At 70.2% G+C, this 17,742-nt stretch carries 18 protein-coding genes; 11 read left to right on the forward strand and 7 right to left on the reverse strand.

What is annotated here, in order from left to right; all coding sequences use genetic code 11:
* A partial coding sequence (locus BUB20358_RS24085) for an MFS transporter (protein WP_254593976.1) occupies positions 1 to 740 on the forward strand: 740 nt, incomplete at its 5' end.
* Between the two features lie 172 nt (positions 741 to 912).
* Here the strand turns inward: BUB20358_RS24085 and BUB20358_RS24090 are convergent.
* On the reverse strand, positions 913 to 1,551 hold the full coding sequence (locus BUB20358_RS24090) for a glutathione S-transferase family protein (RefSeq protein WP_006763240.1): 639 nt from the start codon (positions 1,549 to 1,551) through the stop codon (positions 913 to 915).
* A 111-nt stretch (positions 1,552 to 1,662) separates the two neighbouring features.
* Here BUB20358_RS24090 and BUB20358_RS24095 point away from each other — a divergent pair, with 111 nt between their 5' ends.
* A complete protein-coding gene (locus BUB20358_RS24095) occupies positions 1,663 to 2,583 on the forward strand; it encodes a LysR substrate-binding domain-containing protein (protein ID WP_006763239.1) in 921 nt (306 codons plus the stop codon).
* A 25-nt stretch (positions 2,584 to 2,608) separates the two neighbouring features.
* Here BUB20358_RS24095 and BUB20358_RS24100 read toward each other — a convergent pair whose 3' ends face one another.
* The 3 genes from BUB20358_RS24100 to BUB20358_RS24110 are packed head-to-tail and all read right to left on the reverse strand — an operon-like array spanning position 2,609 to position 6,612.
* The gene (locus BUB20358_RS24100; protein WP_006763238.1) at positions 2,609 to 4,834 is read right to left on the reverse strand and encodes a xanthine dehydrogenase family protein molybdopterin-binding subunit; all 2,226 of its coding nucleotides are present in this window, start codon (positions 4,832 to 4,834) and stop codon (positions 2,609 to 2,611) included.
* Complete coding sequence (locus BUB20358_RS24105) at positions 4,831 to 5,832, reverse strand: FAD binding domain-containing protein (RefSeq protein WP_035971618.1); 1,002 nt, start codon at positions 5,830 to 5,832, stop codon at positions 4,831 to 4,833. Before BUB20358_RS24105 ends, BUB20358_RS24100 begins: the two co-directional genes overlap by 4 nt.
* An 18-nt stretch (positions 5,833 to 5,850) precedes the next feature.
* Entirely contained in the window at positions 5,851 to 6,612 is a 762-nt protein-coding gene (locus BUB20358_RS24110; RefSeq protein ID WP_035971616.1) for a 2Fe-2S iron-sulfur cluster-binding protein, read from the reverse strand.
* Positions 6,613 to 7,176: 564 nt separating this feature from the next.
* On the opposite strand from BUB20358_RS24110, the gene BUB20358_RS24115 reads away from it, so the two are divergent.
* Together BUB20358_RS24115 and BUB20358_RS24120 are read left to right on the forward strand one after the other, a co-directional pair.
* The gene (locus BUB20358_RS24115; protein WP_035973252.1) at positions 7,177 to 7,497 is read left to right on the forward strand and encodes a hypothetical protein; all 321 of its coding nucleotides are present in this window, start codon (positions 7,177 to 7,179) and stop codon (positions 7,495 to 7,497) included.
* A 43-nt stretch (positions 7,498 to 7,540) separates the two neighbouring features.
* A complete protein-coding gene (locus BUB20358_RS24120) occupies positions 7,541 to 9,658 on the forward strand; it encodes a phosphocholine-specific phospholipase C (protein WP_035971611.1) in 2,118 nt (705 codons plus the stop codon).
* 82 nt (positions 9,659 to 9,740) lie between these two features.
* Here the strand turns inward: BUB20358_RS24120 and BUB20358_RS24125 are convergent, their stop codons facing one another.
* Entirely contained in the window at positions 9,741 to 10,364 is a 624-nt protein-coding gene (locus tag BUB20358_RS24125; RefSeq protein ID WP_035971609.1) for an RBBP9/YdeN family alpha/beta hydrolase, read from the reverse strand.
* 205 nt (positions 10,365 to 10,569) lie between these two features.
* Between BUB20358_RS24125 and BUB20358_RS24130 the strand changes: the two genes are divergently transcribed.
* From BUB20358_RS24130 to BUB20358_RS24150, 5 genes are read left to right on the forward strand one after another with little or no spacing between them, the layout of a single operon-like run.
* A complete protein-coding gene (locus BUB20358_RS24130; protein ID WP_035971607.1) occupies positions 10,570 to 11,007 on the forward strand; it encodes a VOC family protein in 438 nt (145 codons plus the stop codon).
* A gap of 4 nt (positions 11,008 to 11,011) precedes the next feature.
* Positions 11,012 to 11,953 carry a 2-hydroxyacid dehydrogenase gene (locus tag BUB20358_RS24135; RefSeq protein ID WP_006763233.1) on the forward strand — a complete coding sequence of 314 codons (942 nt, stop codon included), beginning with the start codon at positions 11,012 to 11,014 and terminating at the stop codon, positions 11,951 to 11,953.
* A gap of 32 nt (positions 11,954 to 11,985) precedes the next feature.
* Complete coding sequence (locus BUB20358_RS24140) at positions 11,986 to 12,918, forward strand: hydroxymethylglutaryl-CoA lyase (RefSeq protein WP_006763232.1); 933 nt, start codon at positions 11,986 to 11,988, stop codon at positions 12,916 to 12,918.
* 25 nt (positions 12,919 to 12,943) lie between these two features.
* Entirely contained in the window at positions 12,944 to 13,450 is a 507-nt protein-coding gene (locus BUB20358_RS24145) for a YbaK/EbsC family protein (RefSeq protein WP_006763231.1), read from the forward strand.
* A complete protein-coding gene (locus tag BUB20358_RS24150; protein ID WP_035971605.1) occupies positions 13,447 to 13,650 on the forward strand; it encodes a DUF1289 domain-containing protein in 204 nt (67 codons plus the stop codon). The genes BUB20358_RS24145 and BUB20358_RS24150 overlap by 4 nt, the downstream gene beginning before the upstream one ends.
* 284 nt (positions 13,651 to 13,934) lie before the next feature.
* Here the strand turns inward: BUB20358_RS24150 and BUB20358_RS24155 are convergent, their stop codons facing one another.
* On the reverse strand, positions 13,935 to 14,837 hold the full coding sequence (locus tag BUB20358_RS24155) for a DMT family transporter (RefSeq protein ID WP_006763229.1): 903 nt from the start codon (positions 14,835 to 14,837) through the stop codon (positions 13,935 to 13,937).
* A 113-nt stretch (positions 14,838 to 14,950) separates the two neighbouring features.
* On the opposite strand from BUB20358_RS24155, the gene BUB20358_RS24160 reads away from it, so the two are divergent.
* A complete protein-coding gene (locus BUB20358_RS24160) occupies positions 14,951 to 15,442 on the forward strand; it encodes an Lrp/AsnC family transcriptional regulator (protein WP_006763228.1) in 492 nt (163 codons plus the stop codon).
* Positions 15,443 to 15,477: 35 nt separating this feature from the next.
* Here the strand turns inward: BUB20358_RS24160 and BUB20358_RS24165 are convergent, their stop codons facing one another.
* Complete coding sequence (locus BUB20358_RS24165) at positions 15,478 to 16,374, reverse strand: alpha/beta fold hydrolase (protein WP_006763227.1); 897 nt, start codon at positions 16,372 to 16,374, stop codon at positions 15,478 to 15,480.
* Positions 16,375 to 16,677: 303 nt separating this feature from the next.
* Between BUB20358_RS24165 and BUB20358_RS24170 the strand changes: the two genes are divergently transcribed.
* Positions 16,678 to 17,637 carry an NAD(P)H-dependent flavin oxidoreductase gene (locus tag BUB20358_RS24170; protein WP_035973251.1) on the forward strand — a complete coding sequence of 320 codons (960 nt, stop codon included), beginning with the start codon at positions 16,678 to 16,680 and terminating at the stop codon, positions 17,635 to 17,637.
* Positions 17,638 to 17,742 lie beyond the last annotated feature (105 nt).

Genomic DNA, 17,742 nt, shown 5'->3' on the forward strand with positions numbered 1-17,742 from the left:
CTTCGGCTTCTTCGGCTTCTTCGGCTTCTTCGGCTTCTTCGGCTTCTTCGGCTTCTTCGGCTTCTTCGGCTTCTTCGACGGCTTCGACGGCTTCGACGGCTTCTTCAGCCTCTCCGGCGGCTTCCGCAACTTCCGCGCCGCGGCCCGTCACGCAGCCGCCGACGACTCATGCATGCAGCCCGCTCGCGAGCGTCGCCGTATGGCGCATCGTGCTCGGCATCGGCGCGCTGTGCGCGCCGCAGTTCGCGGTGCTCACGTTCGCGACGGTGTTCCTGCACGACTTCGGCCGGCTCGGGCTCGCCGGCATCAGCGCGGCGATGGTCGCGCTGCAACTGGGCGCGATGGCGATGCGCGTCTGGAGCGGCCGCCATACCGACCGGCACGGCAATCGCCGCGCGTACCTGCGCGGCTCCGTGCTCGTCGCGGCCGGCTCGTTCGCGCTGCTCGCGGCCGCGACGGCCGGCAGTCCGCACGTGCCGCTCGCGGCGATCGTCGCGATCCTCGTGTTCGCGGGCATCTGCGTATCGGCATGGCACGGCGTCGCGTACACCGAACTCGCGACGCTCGCCGGTGCGAACCATGCGGGCACCGCACTCGGGATGGCGAACACGATCGTCTATCTCGGCCTGTTAGTGACGCCGCTCGCGATTCCGCCGCTGCTCGCCGCCGGTTCGTGGAGCGTCGTGTGGCTCGCGGCCGCGGTGTGCGCAGCGGCCACCTATCCGCTGTTCGCGCGCTGACGCGTGCATGCCGGCGTGTACGTCCGCACTGGCTCGCCGCCGTCCGCATCGAAACCGCGCATGTGCGCGGCGAGCCGTTTCGGATCAACGTGCCGACGGGCGCATCCACGCGACGCACGCATCACGATCGCTCGAAACGCGTGCGGCCGACGCGCCGCGCACGATGCACAACTCACGCCGCCTCGCGCGCAAGCGCACGCCGCGCGGCAAGCCGCTCGGCTTCGCGCTCGGCATGTGCGGTCCACGCGCGATGCTGCGTCATGTCGAAGCCGATCGACACGCCCCACCGATACAGCACCAGCAGAAACGGATCGACGATCGAATGGCCGCCCGGCTCGGCCCACGTGCGCCCGTCGGCGAACGCCGCTTCGATCGACGCGTTCGCCGCGCCGATCACGCCGCGCCCGTGCTCGCTGACCGCCGCGTGCAGCGCCGGATCGCCGACGAAGCGGCCGGGGCGCCACAGCGCGCCGTAGCCGACGCCGTGCACCCAGCCGACCAGCCATGCGAGCCATTCGTGGCAGCGCGCTTCGCGCAGCGGATCGTCGAGCGGCAGCAGATGCGCGTCCGGATGCGCGCGCGCCAGATACGTGAGGATCGCGGGCGTTTCGGTCAGCACGCGCGGCTCGCCCGGAATCGCGAGCACGGGCACGCGCGCCTTCGGGTTGATCGCGAGATACCGGTCGGCAAGGTTCTCCTGCTTGCGAACCTGCACGATCTCGACGTCGAACGGCGCGCCCGTTTCCTCGAGCGCGATGTGGGCGGCGAGCGAACACGCGCCCGGCGACAGATAGAGACGATATGCGTTCATGGTGGCATTGCCCGTCGGGCCTGTGGAAGACGAGCACGAGTGTAGGAACGCCGCACCCGCGGCCGCAAACGATGAATTGTCGTGCTCGGACATTAGTGTTACTAATGCGCAATGCGACGCATCCATCTCCCTCCTTTGCAGACGCTGCGCGCGTTCGAGGCCGCCGTCCGGCTGCAGAGCTTCACGCGCGCGGCCGACGACCTCGCGCTCACGCAAGGCGCGGTCAGCCAGCACATCCGCACGCTCGAAGCGCAGCTCGGCTATCCGCTATTCACGCGCGAGCGCAACGGCGCGACGCCGACGCACGCGGCCCACGCACTCGCGCTGCAGGTGCGCCAGGGGCTGAGCGTGCTCGAACGCGCGTTCGAGCCGACGCTCGCCGTGCGCAGCCGCCCGCGCACCTGCGACGTCACGCTGAACGTGAGCGTGCTGCCGAGCGTCGCCGAGCGCTGGCTCGCGCCGCGGCTGCCGCGCTTCGCGGTCGCGCATCCGCACATCGCGATCGTGCTGCATCCCGACGCGGCGCTCGCCCCGCTGCGCAAGCGCGACCGCATCGACGTCGCGCTGCGCTACGGGCCGGGCACATGGCCGGGCGTCGTCGTCGAGAAGCTGATGAACGAGACGATCTTTCCGGTCGCGAGCCCGGCCTACCGCAATCGCGACGGCATCGCGCCGCGCGTGCCGGCCGACCTCGCGCGCGCGACGTTGCTGCGCCACCCCGCGCAGCCGTGGGAACCGTGGTTCCAGGCCGCGCGGCTCGATCTGACCGAATCCGCGCGCGCGCCGCGCTTCACGGACACGAACGCGCTGATCGACGCGGCGTTGAAAGGGCGCGGCGTCGCGCTCGCGCGCCGTTCGCTGATCGAGCGCGAGCTGGCGGCCGGCACGCTAGTGCGCGTGTCGGCGGTGCGCATCGCCGACGTGTATGCGCACTACGTCGTGTGGCGCCCCGGCCACCCGCACGAGGCGGCGATCCGCACGTGGCTCGACTGGCTGCGCAGCGAAGTGCGGCGCAGGACGCCGCGCCGCTGACGCGCGCCTGCGGGCCTGATCCGGCTTACGCGCGCGCCGGCGCGATCACCTTGTCGAGCGTGATCGGCAGGTCGCGCACGCGTACGCCGGTCGCGTGATAGACGGCGTTCGCGATCGCCGCCGGCACGCCGGTGATCCCGATCTCGCCGATCCCGCGAATGCCGAGCGGGTTGAAATGCGTGTCGTTCTCGTCGACGAAGCTCACGTCGAGATCGCCGATATCCGCGTTCACCGGCACGTGATATTCGGCGAGATTCGCATTCGTGAAGCGGCCGTGCCGCACGTCGAGATGCGAGCCCTCCTCGAGCGCGGTGCCGAGCCCCCACACGATCCCGCCGAGCAGCTGGCTGCGCGCGGTTTTCGCGTTCAGCAGGCGGCCGACGCTGTACACGCCGACGATGCGCGGCACGCGGATCGTGCCGAGTTCCGCGTCCACGTGCACTTCGGCGAACACCGCGCCGAACGAATGCGACGCGTAGCGCGATTTCTCGTCGCCCGGCTTCGCCGTTGCGTGCGCATCGATCGGCTGCCCGCCCGCGCGCGCGATCACCGCGGCGGCCGGATCGCGTCGCGACGGATCGCCGCGATGAACGAGCCAGCCGTCGTCGACGGTCACGTCGTCCGGCGCGGCGCCGTGCAGCGGCGAGCCCGCATCGGCGATCGCGAGCGCGATCAGCTTCGCGCGCGCCTGCAGCGCGGCGTCGCGCACGGCCGGCGCGACGCTCGCCGCGGACTGCGAGCCGCCCGACACCGGCGCGCGCGGCAGGCTCGAATCGCCGAGCGAGAAACGCACGTTGCGCGGCGCGAAGCCGAGCGCGTCCGCCGCCACCTGCGTCATGACCGTGTACGTGCCGGTACCGATGTCCTGCGTGCCGGACGCGACTTCGGCCGTACCGTCGGGCAGGATGCGCGCGCTCGCCGACGCCTCGCTGCGGTTCGCCGGATACGTCGCGGCCGCCATCCCGAGGCCGATCAGCGTGTCGCCGTCGCGCATCGTGCGCGGCGCCTGCGTGCGGCGCGACCACCCGAAGCGCTGCGCGCCGAGCCGGTAGCACTCGCGCAGCGCGTTGCTCGACCACGGCTTGCCGTCCTGCGGGTCGACCTCCGCGTAATTCGCGAGCCGCAGCGCGACCGGATCCATCCCGAGCTGCCACGCGAGCTCGTCCATCGCCGATTCGAGCGCGAACGAGCCGGACGCTTCGCCCGGCGCGCGCATGAACGTCGGCGTGCCGACGTTCAGCGGCACGATCCGGTGCGTGGTCGCATGATTCGGTACCGCATACATGATGCGCGACGGCATCCCGCACATCTCGGTCCAGTCTTCGAACGTCGACGTCGTGACGATCGAATCGTGCCGCATCGCGGTCAGCGTGCCGTCGCGGCGCGCGGCCAGCACCACGCGCTGCTCGGTGAACGGGCGGCTGCCGACCGGCCCGAACATCTGCGGCCGCGTGAGCACGAGCCGAACCGGGCGGCCGGTCTGCTTCGCGGCCATCGCGCACAGCGACACGTGCGACCACGACGAACCCTTGCAGCCGAAGCCGCCGCCGAGGAACGGCGAGATCACGCGCACCTGTTCCGGCGCGATCCCGAACACCGCGGCCACCGCGGTGCGCGTGCCCGACACGCCCTGCGTCGCGTCGTGCAGCGTGAGCGTCGGACCGTCCCAGCGCGCCATCGTCGCGTGCGGCTCGATCGGGTTGTGGTGCTGCATCGGCGTCGTGTACGTCGCGTCGATGCGCACCGCGCCTTCGCGCAGGCCGGCGTCGATATCGCCGCGCTGCGTGTCCATCGCGCGCCCCTGCTGCGCGGGCGGCACGCGCGCGCCCGCCTTCGCGCGCGCGAAATCGAGCACCGCGTCGCTTGCGCGATAACGCACGCGCACCGCGTTCGCGGCGTCGGTCGCCTGCTCGAGCGTTTCGGCGACGACGACCGCGACCGGTTCGTTGCTGTAGCGCACCGCGTCGTCCTGCAGCAGCGTGAGCCGGCGCCCGGCCGGCGGCGACAGCGGCGGGCGCCCGCCGTTCGGCAGGCGCATGGCGTTCTCGTGCGTGATCACGAGCAGCACGCCCGGCATCGTACGGGCGCGCGCCGCATCGATCGATTCGATGCGGCCGCACGCGATCGTGCTGGTCACGAGCACCGCGTGCGCGAGCCGCGCGTCGGGAAACTCGGCCGCGTAATGCGCGCCGCCGGTCACCTTCGATACGCCGTCGACGCGATCCATCGGCTGTCCGGTCAGCGTGTTCATGCGGCACCTCCGTTCGATCGCGCGGCCGTTTCGACCGCACGCACGATCGCGCGCTGCGCGAGCGCGACCTTGAATGCATTGCCGTCGAGCGGCTGCGCGTCGCGCAGCGCGAGCTCGGCCGCTTCGCGCAGCGTCGCGCCGGTCGGCGCGCGCCCCGCGAGATGCTGCTCGGCCGCCGTCGCGCGCAACGGCTTGTGCGCGACGCCGCCCAGCGCGATTCGCGCGTCGGCGATGCGCGGCCCGTCCATCCGCAGCGCGGCGGCCGCCGATACGAGCGCGAACGCGTAGCTCGCCCGGTCGCGCACCTTCACGTAGTGCGCGTGATCGGCAAAGCGCGGCGGCGGCAGATCGACCGCGGTGATCAGCTCGCCCGGCTCGAGCGTCGTGTCGAGATCCGGGCGATCGCCCGGCAGCCGGTGGAACGACGCGAACGGAATCTGTCGTTCGCCGCGCGGCCCGCTCACGCGCACGACGGCATCGAGCGCCGCGAGCGCGACGCTCATGTCGGACGGATTGACGGCCACGCAATGCGGGCTCGCGCCGAGAATCGCGTGCATCCGGTTGTGGCCGCCGAGCGCCGCGCAGCCGCTTCCCGGCGCACGCTTGTTGCACTGCGCGAACGCGGGATCGTAGAAATACGGGCAACGCGTACGCTGCATCAGGTTGCCGCCGACGGTCGCCATGTTGCGCAGCTGCGCGGACGCGCCGGCCAGCAGCGCCTGCGACAGCAGCGGATAGCCGGCGCGGATGCGCGGATGATCGGCCGCGTCGCTATTGCGCACCAGCGCGCCGATACGCAGCCCGCCGTCCGGCAGCGCGTCGACCGTGTCGAGACCCGCGATGCGCGTGATGTCGATGAGCGTGACGGGCCGCGCGACGCCGCCCTTCATCAGGTCGAGCAGATTCGTGCCGCCGCCGATGAATGCCGCACCCGGCCGCTGCGCCGCGCGCACCGCGCCGGCGACGTCGGTCGCGCGTTCGTACGTGATCGCTTCCATTGCGGTGTCCTCCTGCGCTCAGGCCTTCGCGGCCTTCGCCGCGTGCGCGGCCCGTACGGCCGCGACGATGTTCGAATACGCGCCGCAGCGGCACAGGTTGCCGCTCATCCGCTCGCGAATCTCGTCGTCCGACAGCTGCGCCGGACGCTGCCGCACGTCGACGGTGACGGCGCTCGCCGCCCCCGACGCGAACTCGTCGAGCAGCGCCGTCGCCGAACAGAGCTGGCCCGGCGTGCAGTAGCCGCACTGGAACGCATCGTGTTCGACGAACGCGCGCTGCACCGGGCTCAGCGCGCCGTCGTGCGCGAGTCCCTCGACGGTCGTGATCCGCTGCCCTTCGTGCATCACCGCGAGCGTCAGGCATGCGTTGATGCGCCGCCCGTCGACGAGCACCGTGCACGCGCCGCACTGACCGCGATCGCAGCCCTTCTTCGTGCCGGTCAGCCCCGCGTATTCGCGCAGCGCATCGAGCAGCGTCACGCGCGGCTCGAGCTGCAGCACGTATTCGCGTCCGTTGATGTCGAGCCGCACCGGCTGCGGCGGCACGGCATCGCGCCGCGGTGCGGCCGACGCCGCCGCGTGCTGCGATCGCGCGCCCGCGTGCGGTGCGGCGCCGACCGTCGCGGCTGCCGCCGCGGATTGCAGGAACCGGCGCCGCGCGGCGCTCGACAGCGTGTCGTGCGGCGGCGGCATCGGCGACGCATGGCTGCACGCGGCGGGCGATCGCGTCGCATCGCGTGCGGGTTCGGCAGACGGGGAAAAAGGTCGATCGCTGGACATGGCTTCTGCTCGCTCCGTGATTGACGGACGCACGAGTGCGGACCATGCGCGCGGCCGACCGCGCGGCACGACGCACGCGCGTCGGCTCGGGACGCGCTCGGAAGCAATTCCGGTGCCGCGTCGATGCGCGTGCATCGATCGCGTGCGTGCGGGCCGACGCATCGCAGATGCGCAGCGACCCGCGTGCGCCGGCTCCGCCATCCGTCACGCGCATCTGGCGCGACGCTGACCGTGCGCTGGCGACCCGCTGTCGAAGCGGGAAGAAATGCCGTTTTTCCGCGTCGATCCGCCGCGTGCGTGCCGTTCTTTTCCGATCGCCGCCGCGATGCCGCGATCGACGTCGGCACCGCGACGCGCGCTTCATCGCGTTGTACGTTCGTGCAAACGCGTGTCGCATTTACCGTGCGTCGGCCTCGCCGGAATCGATGCGCGACGCGCGCGAAAGCCTTCAGTCAGCCGCGCGAAAGCGTTTCGCGATCACGCCGCGGTCGCAAACGATTCACCGAAACGTCGCATCGCGTCGGCATACTCGAAAGCGTTCCGATCAATGCAGGAGAAAGCAGCATGCGCCGCATCGCCGTCGTCGCCGTTCTGTCGTGTACCGTTGCGTGCGTCGCCGCGTGCAGCGACGATGCGGCGCACGAACCGCATGCGGCCGACGCGACGCAGCAGGCCGGCGCGAACGCCGGCGCCGCGAACGCATTCAACGGCGGCCCGGCCGCGAATGCCGGCGCGCCTGCCGCGTCATCCGACGCCGCACCGCTCGCGCCGCCCGTCGTCCACTATCCGCCGGACGACGACGATGCGAAGCCCGCGCCGAACGCCGCCGATCCGGGCGCCGCCCCCGCCGGATCCGACGCTGCTGCTGCGGCGGCCGCACACTGATCGCGCCGTTTCCGTCCCCGAACGCAGAACCGAGGTGAATAACATGACGTCATCCAGCCGCCGCCGTTTCCTGCATACCGTCGCTCAGTCCGCGGGCGCCGCCGTCGCGCTCAACGCGTTTCCCGAATCGATCCGCCGCGCGCTCGCAATTCCGGCCGCACGCGGCACCGGCACGATCCGCGACGTGGAGCACATCGTCGTGTTCATGCAGGAGAACCGCTCGTTCGATCACTACTTCGGACATCTGCGCGGCGTGCGCGGCTACAACGACCGCTTCCCGATCACGCTGCCGAACGGCAAGCCGGTGTGGTATCAGCCGTCGAAGGCCGATCCGCGCAAGCCGGTGCTGCCGTTCCGGCTGAACACGCTGACGACGAGCGCGCAGTGCGTCGGCGACCTCGATCACTCGTGGTACAAGACGCACGCGGCGATCGACGCCGGCCGCTACGATCAGTGGCCCGCGAACAAGACCGACATGACGATGGGCTACCACGTGCGCGAGGACATCCCGTTCCACTACGCGCTCGCCGATGCGTTCACCGTCTGCGATCACTACTTCTGCTCGCTGCCGGGGCCGACGCATCCGAACCGTTCGTATCTGATGACGGGCACCGTCGATCCGACCGGCAAATTCGGCGGCCCGCTGCTCGACAACAGCGACTACGTCGACGGCGACGTGCCGCCCGCATACCAGCTGCTGACGTGGACGACCTTCCCCGAGCGCCTCGAAGCGCGCGGCGTGTCGTGGCAGATCTATCAGCAGGGCACGACCGGCAGCGATCCGTACAACGGCAACTACGGGACGAACATCCTGCAGAACTTCGCGAACTTCATCGACGCGAAGCCCGGCTCGTCGCTGTACCGGCGCGCGCAGACGGCGCGCACGCTCGACGACCTGAAGGACGACGTGCTGAACGGCCGGCTGCCGCGGGTGTCGTGGCTGCTGCCGCCGGCCGCGTTCTCCGAACATCCGAAATACACGCCCGCATACGGCGCGAACTACACGTCGCAGATTCTCGACGCGCTCACCGCGAACCCGGACGTGTGGCGCAAGACGGTGCTGTTCATCATGTACGACGAGAACGACGGCTTCTTCGACCACATCGTGCCGCCGCAGCCGCCGACGTCGGCCGCGCAGGGCGCCTCGACCGTGACGACCGACGGCGAGCTGCACACCGTCGTGAACCCGGGCCGCGGCGGCAGCTATACCGCGGACGGCCTGCCGTACGGGCTCGGCCCGCGCGTGCCGATGACGGTCGTGTCGCCGTGGACCAAAGGCGGCTTCGTCTGCTCGCAGGTGTTCGACCATACGTCGGTGATCCGCTTCATCGGCAAGCGCTTCGGCGTCGACGAACCGAACATCACGCCGTGGCGCCGCACGGTGTGCGGCGACCTCACGTCGGCGTTCGACTTCCGCTCGTCCGACACGACGTTCCCGCCGCTGCCCGACACGAGCCAGTACCGGTCGATCGCCGATCAGCAGTGCACGTCGCAGCCCGCGCCGACCGTGCCGGCGACGCCGTCGCCGATCGACCCGCAGGAGCCCGGCGTGCGGCCCGCGCGTGCGCTGCCGTACGAACTGCACGTGAACGCGAGCGTGTACGCCGGCAACACGCTGCGGATCGAGTTCGCGAACCGCGGCGACCAGGGCGCGCACTTCTACGTGTATTCGACGAATCGCACGGACGGCCCGTGGCGCTACACGGTCGGCGGTCGCCGGCTGCTGCATGCGGACTTCGACCTGACGGCGACGAGCGGCGAGTATGCGTTCTCGGTGTACGGGCCGAACGGTTTCGTGCGGATGTTCTCCGGCAACGTGTCGGCCGCGGCCGCGCGCCGCCGCAACGACGCGCAGCCCGAGGCGAAGGCCGGCTACGACGTCGCGAACGGCAACCTGTATCTGAAGCTGCGCAACCACGGCAGCGGGCACGTGACGCTCACGCTGACCGACAACGCGTACGGCGCGCCCGCGCGGCAGCTGACGCTGCACGGCGGCGACGAGCGCGTCGAGCAATGGACGCTCGCGTCGAGTCATCAGTGGTACGACGTGACGGTAAGCGACGGCGCGAACGGCACGTTCTCGCGCCGCTTCGCCGGGCACGTCGAGAACGGCCGGCCGAGCTACTCGGATCCGGCGGCCGTGCGGCCGGTCGCGGCGTAAGCGCGAGCGCGCGGCCGCGGCAGCTGGCGTGGCGCGGTGCGACGCCCGCGGCGATTGCCGCGAATTTCGCGAACGCCGCGCGTCAGACCGCGAACGCGAGCGCGCGATCGACGAGCGCGGCGTCGTAGTCGTCGGCGGCGTCGCGAAAGCGCAGCGGCGCCGCGCAATGAACCAGCGTGTCGATGAAATACTTCGCGCGCGGCCACGGTCCGAAGCCGGCCGCGGTGTTGATGTGGCCGGCGTCGCCGAGGTTCACGAACGCGCTGCCGAGCCGCTGCGCGAGCGTGCGCGCATCGGCGAGCGGCATCCACGGATCGGTTTCGCTGCCGATCACGATCGACGGCACCGCGAGCCGGCGCGCGTCGAACGGCCCGGCGAACGTGAACTTCTGCGGGCTCGCCGGCGCGACGAGCAGCACGCCGGCGACGTCGCCGGCTTGCGGCCATTGCGCGAGCGCATGCGCGGCCGCGAGGCAGCCGAAGCTGTGCGCGGCCAGCACGAACGGGCCGCGCTCGCGTTCGAGCAGCGCGCGCACCGACTGCGCCCAGCCGGCGAGGTCGGGTGCGTCCCAGTCGTGCTGCTCGACGCGCAGCGAGCGCGGAAACTGCCGCTCGAGCCACGTCTGCCAGTGAGCGCCTTCGCTGCCGTGCAGGCCCGGAACGGTCACGAGCCGCGGCGGCCACGCCGATTTGCTGCATGCGCGCATGATTGCTCCCCGCTTCGTTGAAGACGAGCTCCGATTGTCGCGTGGCGCGCGCGGCCGCCGAACCAATATTTCGTGCTTTGCTTTTGCATGGGCCGCGCGCGCGGCGGCGGCTCGCGCCGCGACACCGTAGAATGTGGGCTTCCCGTCACTTCGCATGGAACCGGACCGGCGCCGCACGCCGGCTCCGATCGTCAGGAGACGCCCGATGTCCGCTACGCCTTCCCGCGCACTGCGCCCGTTCCATCTCGCCTTTCCCGTGTCGAGCCTCGCCGACGCGCGCGCGTTCTACGGCGGCCTGCTCGGCTGTCCGGAAGGCCGCAGCTCGGATCGCTGGGTCGACTTCGACTTCTTCGGCCACCAGCTCGTCGCGCATCTCGCGCCGGACGAGACGGGCAGGAGCGCGGTCAATCCGGTCGACGGCGACGACGTGCCCGTGCGCCACTTCGGCGTCGTGCTGTCGATGGACGAATGGCACGCGCTCGCCGACAAGCTGAAGGCCGCGCACACGCGCTTCGTGATCGAGCCGCACATCCGCTTCAAGGGCGAAGTCGGCGAGCAGGCGACGATGTTCTTCCTCGATCCGTGCGGCAACGCGCTCGAATTCAAGGCGTTCGCCGACATCAGCCGGCTGTTCGCGAAGTAAGCGCATGAAGATCCTGTTTCATTCGCCGCACCAGGACGCCGACGCGTGGCGCGACGCGCTCGCACATGCGCTGCCCGACGCCGAGCTGCGCGCGTGGCAGCCGGGCGATACGGCCGCCGCCGACTACGCGCTCGTGTGGCGCGCGCCGCCCGAATTCTTCGCGCCGCGCGACGGGCTGCGCGCGATCTTCAACCTCGGCGCGGGTGTCGACGCGCTGCTGGCACTCGAGCGCGCGCATCCCGGCACGCTGCCGGCGCACGTGCCGCTCGTGCGGCTCGAGGATTCCGGGATGGCGCGGCAGATGGTCGAGTACGTCACGCATGCGGTGCTGCGCTACCTGCGCCGCTTCGACGAATACGATGCGCTGCAGCGCGCGCGCCGCTGGCAGGTGCTGGAGCCGCATCCGCGCGCGACGTTTACGGTCGCGGTGCTCGGCCTCGGCGTGCTCGGCGCGCAGGTCGCGCAGGCGCTCGCCGCGCTCGGCCTGCCGGTGCGCGGCTACAGCCGCAGCGCGAAGCAGCTCGATGGCGTGCGCACGTTCGCCGGCGACGCCGCGTTCGACGCCTGCATCGACGGCGCGAAGGTGCTCGTCAATCTGCTGCCGAGCACGCCGGACACCGACGGCATCCTGTCGTCGCGCACGTTCGCGCGGCTCGCGCGCGGCGCGTACCTGATCAACGTCGCGCGCGGCACGCATCTCGTCGAGTCCGACCTGCTCGACGCGCTCGCGAGCGGCCGGATCGCCGCGGCGACGCTCGACGTGTTCCAGCACGAGCCGCTGCCCGACGATCATCCGTTCTGGCACGCGCCGCGCATCACGATCACGCCGCACAGCTCGGCGGAAACGCTGCGCGACGAAGCCGTCGAGCAGATCGCCGGCAAGATCCGCGCGTTCGAGCGCGGCGAGCCGGTCGGCGGCGTCGTCGACTACGCGCGCGGCTACTGACTTCCATCCTGCACAGAACATCGGAGACAACCATGACGTTCCCCACCGCCGTCAAGATCGTCGAAGTCGGCCCGCGCGACGGGCTGCAGAACGAAAAGACGTTCGTGCCGACCGACGTGAAGATCGCGCTCGTCGACAAGCTGTCGCGCGCCGGCTTCCGCAACGTCGAGGCCGCGTCGTTCGTGTCGCCGAAATGGGTGCCGCAGATGGCCGACGGCGCCGACGTGATGGCCGGCATCGAGCGCCGCGCGGGCACCGTCTATTCGGTGCTCACGCCGAACCTCAAAGGGTTCGAGAACGCGCTCGCCGCGCGGGCGGACGAGGTCGTGATCTTCGGCGCGGCGAGCGAGGCGTTCTCGCAGCGGAACATCAACTGCAGCATCGCCGAGAGCATCGCGCGCTTCGAGCCGGTCGCGAAGGCCGCGAAGGACGCGGGCCTGCGGCTGCGCGGCAGCGTGTCGTGCGCGCTCGGCTGCCCGTATCAGGGCGACGTGCCGGTCGCGTCGGTCGTCGACGTCGTCGAGCGTTTCGCGGCGCTCGGCTGCGACGAGATCGACATCGCGGACACGATCGGCGTCGGCACGCCGAAGCGCACGCGCGAAGTGCTCGAAGCCGTCACGCGCGTGTTTCCGCGCGAACGCGTGTCGGGCCACTTCCACGACACGTACGGGCAGGCGCTCGCGAACATCTACGCGGCGCTGTTCGAAGGGATCGAGATTTTCCACGCGTCGGTCGCGGGCCTCGGCGGCTGTCCGTACGCGAAGGGCGCGACCGGCAACGTCGCGACCGAGGACGTGCTGTACCTGATGCAGGGCCTCGGCATCGACACGGGCGTCGACCTCGCGCAGGTCGTCGCGGCCGGCGACTTCATCTCGAACGCGATCGGCCGCGCGAACGTGTCGCGCGCCGGCCGCGCGCTGCTCGCGAAGGCGCAAAGCGCGGCCGACGCCGCGAGCTGCACCTGATTCATCCCTCCATCGACTTCGAACCATGACGACACCCGCTTCATTCGACTCCCTGCCCGATTCCGCGCGACGCGTCGCGCTGCTGCTGCGCGAGCGCGGCCACGCGAAGGGCATCGTGATGCTGCCCGAGACCGGCAAGACGTCCGCCGAGGCCGCGGCCGGCCTCGGCTGCTCGGTTGCGCAGATCGCGAAATCGATTCTGTTCCGCCGCGAGTCGGACGGCGCGCCGGTGCTGGTCGTCGCGAGCGGCGCGAACCGCGTCGACGAGAACAAGGTCGCCGCGCAGGTCGGCGCGGTCGGTCGCGCGGATGCGAAGTTCGTGCGCGACAACACCGGCTACGCGATCGGCGGCGTGTGCCCGATCGGCCATCTCGTCGAGCCGGTCACGCTGATCGACGCCGACCTGCTCGCGCTCGACAGCCTGTGGGCGGCGGCCGGCCACCCGCATGCGGTGTTCAATCTGTCGCCGCAAGAGCTCGTCACGCTGACCGGCGCGCCGGTCGCCGACGTCGCGTTGCGCAACGACGCATGAGCGACGTACCGCTCTCGGCCGGCACGGTCGAGTCGCCGTGCACCGGCGTGTGCCGGATCGATCCGCGCACCGACTGGTGCGCGGGCTGCCTGCGCACGCGCGACGAGATCAAGGGATGGCGCGCGTCCGACGACGACGCGAAGCGCGCGGTGCTCGCGCGGCTCGACGCGCGGCGCGCGCGGGTGGCGGGCGACGCATAAAAAAATGCCGTTCGGCCTGTGTGGCGAACGGCATCGAGATCGGAATCCTGTGAACGTGATCAACGTCACAGCCCGCATCATACGAGCGACGCCCGCGCATCGCATCGGGTGTTTCCCTACAACTTCTTACAGCCGCTTTCGCGCGTGCGCGACCGTGGCGCTTCAGGCAATCGCCGTGCCCGGAAGCGCGTCGCGCGGCAGCGCGCAGCATGTCGGCGACGCATCGCACGACGCCGTAGCGGCATGCCGGCGAGTGCGATGGCAGAGCGATTCGCACGACCGTTTCAGCCGCCGACCGCCGCACGGCGCGCGGGCACCACGCGCCAGCCCAGATTCACGCCGGCCGCCGCGAGCAGGATCAGCAGCGCGCCGAACACCTGCGTCCACGCGAGCGTCTGCCCGAACGCGATCCGGTCGACGACGATCGCGACCACCGGATACACGAAAGACAGCGCGCCGGTCATCGCGGTCGGCAGCTTCTGGATCGCGCCGTACAGCAGCACGTACATCAGTCCGGTGTTCACGACGCCGAGCACGACGAGGTCGAGCCACTCCACGGGCGTCGCCGGCAACGTGTCGAAGTGCGCGAACGGCGCCAGCAGCACGATGCCGATGCCTGCCTGCAGCAGCGCGAGCAGATGCGGCGGCGTGCCCTTCAGATGCTTCGTGACGATCGACGACACCGCGTACAGGAATGCTGCACCGAGCGACAGCGCGACGCCCTCCAGATATTCGCCGGGCACCGCGAGCACCGCCGGTTCGACGCGCACCACGCACACCAGTCCGACGAATGCGAGCGCGAGCCACGCGACGGTCGATGCGGTGATCCGTTCGCGGAACACGATCGCGCCGAGCGCGACGAGCATGAACGGCTGCGTGTTGTAGACGGCGGTCGCCATCGAGATCGACGCGCGCGAATACGCGGCGAACAGCAGCAGCCAGTTCGCGACGATCGCAACGCTGCCGAGCGTCGCGAGCGCGAGCATCCGCGGCGAGAACAGCGAGCGGCGCAGGAAGCCGAACGCCGCGCAGACGATCGCGAGCGTCGCGGCGCCGAACAGGCAGCGGAAGAACACGACGTTGGTAAGCGGCTGCTGCGACGACATCACGAGCCAGCCGATCGTGCCGGACATCAGCATCGCGACGACCATCTCGGCGGCGCCGCGGCGGATTTCATTCGAGGCCATCTTGGACTCCGTTCGACGAGAGAAGATGACTTCGATTCTAGAAACTTGATTTCGCGGCGGCCATCGCTAAACTGAAGCAAAACGGCCGTTCAACCTTCGAAAGCAAAGCGATCATGCCGAAACGCCTTTCACCACCCGCGATCGCGTCGCTCGACGCGACCGACCGCGCGATCCTCGCGGCGCTCGCCGACGACGCCCGCATCGCGACCAGCGAACTCGCACGGCAGATCGGCCTGTCGGCGCCCGCGACCGCCGACCGCGTGCGGCGCCTCGAAGCGCAGGGCGTGATCGCCGGGTTCACGGTCGAGCTCGACCCGCGCGCGCTCGGCTACACGCTGCAGGCGATCGTCCGCGTGAAGCCGCTGCCGGGCCAGCTTCATCTGGTCGAGGAACTGCTGCGGCGCATTCCCGAATTCGTCGAATGCGACAAGGTGACCGGTGAAGACTGCTTCATCTGCCGGCTCTATCTGCGCACGATCGAGCACCTCGACGACATCCTGTCGAAAGTGACCGAGCGCGCGGAGACGAGCACCGCGATCGTGAAGTCGACGCCGGTGCCGCGCCGGCTGCCGCCGCTCGCGGACGAAGACGCCGCGCGGCGCTGAACGTACGACGCCGCGCGCGGCGCGCGATGCGCCGCTTACGCGCCGGCTTCGCGCGCGTCGAAGAACGCGAGCATCTCGTCGACGAGCGCGGCCGGCGCCTCTTCCGGAATGTAGTGCCCGCATTCGAGCGCGCGGCCGCTGACGTCGCGTGCGACGCGCCGCCATTCGTCGAGCGGGTCGAAGCAGCGGCCGACGATCCCGTCCGCGCCCCACAGCACGCGCAGCGGACACGCAACCTTGTTGCCGCGCTCGAGATCCGCGCGATCGTGCTCGAGATCGATCGTTGCGGATGCGCGGTAGTCCTCGCACATCGCATGCACGGCGCCCGGCTGCGCGAGCGCCGCTCGATACGCGTCGAGCGCGTCCGGCGCGAACGGCGCGAGCCCCGCGGACCGGTTGCCCATCACGCGCTCGATATACGCGTCGGTGTGATCCCCGATCAGCGTCTCGGGCAGCGGCGCCGGCTGAATCAGGAAGAACCAGTGGAAATACGCGGTCGCGAACGCGCGGTCGGTCTTCTCGTACATCGCGAGCGTCGGCGCGATGTCGAGCAGCATCATCCGGTCGACCGCATGCGCGTGATCGAGCGCGAGCCGATGCGCGACGCGCGCGCCGCGGTCGTGCGCGCACAGATGGAAATGGTCGAAGCCGAAATGCCGCATCACGGCGACCTGGTCGGCCGCCATCGCGCGTTTCGAATACGGCGTGTGCTGCGCGTCGGTCGGCGGCTTGCCCGATGCGCCATAGCCGCGCAGGTCGGTCGCGATCACCGTGAAATGCTTCGCCAGCGTCGCGGCGACGCGATGCCAGATCATGTGAGTCTGCGGATGGCCATGCAGCAGCAGCAGCGGCGGTCCCGCGCCACCTTTGACACCGAAGATCTCGGTGTCCTGCACCGTCACGCGAAACGGCGCAAACGCGTCGAACGACATGGTTTGTGTCTCGTGGATTCGTTATGGCGGCTATTGTAGAAGCGCGATGCGCGATCGGTGCCCGAGCGCGCACGGAATTCATAGAAACAGAGCACTCGCTCGATTGCTGCGGCGCGCGGCGCTTTGCTAAGCTCGCAAGCAATCGCACGACCGTTCGTATTAATATGCGCGAACGACGTGGCGGCCGCGCTCCGCTTCGCGAGCGACACGCCGCTACACTTCGACTCGTTCGACCGCAACGCATCGTGTCGGCGCCGGCGCGATCCGCCGCGCCCGACCGCCCCTGGAGACTGGAGACATCACATGGCATTGCCCGCCGTCCTGCAGAACCTGACGTTGCCCGTCATCGCATCGCCGATGTTCATCGTCAGCTACCCCGAACTCGTGCTCGCGCAATGCAAGGCGGGCGTCGTCGGATCGTTTCCCGCGCTCAATGCGCGCCCCGCCGAGCTGCTCGACGAATGGCTCACGCAGATCCAGTCCGAGCTCGCGGATCACAAGGCGAAGCATCCGGATGCGGTGATCGGCCCGATCGCGGTCAACCAGATCGTCCATCAGTCGAACGTGCGGCTCGAGCACGACGTGCGGGTGTGCGTCGACCACCAGGTGCCGATCTTCATCACGAGCCTGCGTGCGCCGGCGCGCGAAATCGTCGACGCGGTGCACGGCTACGGCGGCATCGTGCTGCACGACGTGATCAATCTGCGCCACGCGCAGAAGGCGCTCGAAGCGGGCGTCGACGGGCTGATCCTCGTCGCGGCCGGCGCCGGCGGCCATGCGGGCACGACGTCGCCGTTCGCGCTCGTCGGCGAAGTGCGCAAGATCTTCGACGGCCCGATCGTGCTGTCGGGCGCGATCGCGAACGGCGGTTCGATCCTCGCCGCGCAGGCAATGGGCGCCGATCTCGCATACATGGGCACGCGCTTCATCGCGACGCAGGAAGCGCATGCGGTCGACGACTACAAGCGCGCGATCCTGAACGCGAAATCGTCGGACATCGTCTATACGAATCTTTTTACCGGCGTGCACGGCAACTACATCCGCGAGAGCATCGAGAAGGCCGGCCTCGATCCGGACGCGCTGCCGGAGTCGGACAAGTCGAAGATGAATTTCGGCAACGACAAGGCGAAGGCATGGAAGGACATCTGGGGCGCCGGTCAGGGCGTCGGCCTGATGGACGATCTGCCGAGCGTCGGCGCGCTCGTCGAGCGGCTCAAGCGCGAATACGACGACGCGAAGGCGCGGCTCGGGATTCCGCGCTGAGTCGCTGAACGGCGACGGCTGCAGCGCTCGACGCTTCAGCCGCGCATTCGACTGCGCATAAACGAAAGCGCGAACCGGTCGACCGGTTCGCGCTTTTTTCGTATC

The sequence above is a fragment of the Burkholderia dolosa genome (genome assembly GCF_902499135.1).
Taxonomy (GTDB): Bacteria; Pseudomonadota; Gammaproteobacteria; order Burkholderiales; family Burkholderiaceae; genus Burkholderia; species Burkholderia dolosa.

What these genes read in the sequence shown, in the direction of transcription:
- BUB20358_RS24155 (WP_006763229.1), bottom strand. Translation starts at nt 14,837, where the DNA reads ATGGCCTCGAATGAAATCCGCCGCGGCGCCGCCGAGATGGTCGTCGCG.
- BUB20358_RS24150 (WP_035971605.1), top strand. Translation starts at nt 13,447, where the DNA reads ATGAGCGACGTACCGCTCTCGGCCGGCACGGTCGAGTCGCCGTGCACC.
- BUB20358_RS24095 (WP_006763239.1), top strand. Translation starts at nt 1,663, where the DNA reads ATGCGACGCATCCATCTCCCTCCTTTGCAGACGCTGCGCGCGTTCGAG.
- BUB20358_RS24105 (WP_035971618.1), bottom strand. Translation starts at nt 5,832, where the DNA reads ATGGAAGCGATCACGTACGAACGCGCGACCGACGTCGCCGGCGCGGTG.
- BUB20358_RS24120 (WP_035971611.1), top strand. Translation starts at nt 7,541, where the DNA reads ATGACGTCATCCAGCCGCCGCCGTTTCCTGCATACCGTCGCTCAGTCC.
- BUB20358_RS24140 (WP_006763232.1), top strand. Translation starts at nt 11,986, where the DNA reads ATGACGTTCCCCACCGCCGTCAAGATCGTCGAAGTCGGCCCGCGCGAC.
- BUB20358_RS24115 (WP_035973252.1), top strand. Translation starts at nt 7,177, where the DNA reads ATGCGCCGCATCGCCGTCGTCGCCGTTCTGTCGTGTACCGTTGCGTGC.
- BUB20358_RS24130 (WP_035971607.1), top strand. Translation starts at nt 10,570, where the DNA reads ATGTCCGCTACGCCTTCCCGCGCACTGCGCCCGTTCCATCTCGCCTTT.
- BUB20358_RS24135 (WP_006763233.1), top strand. Translation starts at nt 11,012, where the DNA reads ATGAAGATCCTGTTTCATTCGCCGCACCAGGACGCCGACGCGTGGCGC.
- BUB20358_RS24145 (WP_006763231.1), top strand. Translation starts at nt 12,944, where the DNA reads ATGACGACACCCGCTTCATTCGACTCCCTGCCCGATTCCGCGCGACGC.
- BUB20358_RS24125 (WP_035971609.1), bottom strand. Translation starts at nt 10,364, where the DNA reads ATGCGCGCATGCAGCAAATCGGCGTGGCCGCCGCGGCTCGTGACCGTT.
- BUB20358_RS24110 (WP_035971616.1), bottom strand. Translation starts at nt 6,612, where the DNA reads ATGTCCAGCGATCGACCTTTTTCCCCGTCTGCCGAACCCGCACGCGAT.
- BUB20358_RS24170 (WP_035973251.1), top strand. Translation starts at nt 16,678, where the DNA reads ATGGCATTGCCCGCCGTCCTGCAGAACCTGACGTTGCCCGTCATCGCA.
- BUB20358_RS24100 (WP_006763238.1), bottom strand. Translation starts at nt 4,834, where the DNA reads ATGAACACGCTGACCGGACAGCCGATGGATCGCGTCGACGGCGTATCG.
- BUB20358_RS24160 (WP_006763228.1), top strand. Translation starts at nt 14,951, where the DNA reads ATGCCGAAACGCCTTTCACCACCCGCGATCGCGTCGCTCGACGCGACC.
- BUB20358_RS24090 (WP_006763240.1), bottom strand. Translation starts at nt 1,551, where the DNA reads ATGAACGCATATCGTCTCTATCTGTCGCCGGGCGCGTGTTCGCTCGCC.
- BUB20358_RS24165 (WP_006763227.1), bottom strand. Translation starts at nt 16,374, where the DNA reads ATGTCGTTCGACGCGTTTGCGCCGTTTCGCGTGACGGTGCAGGACACC.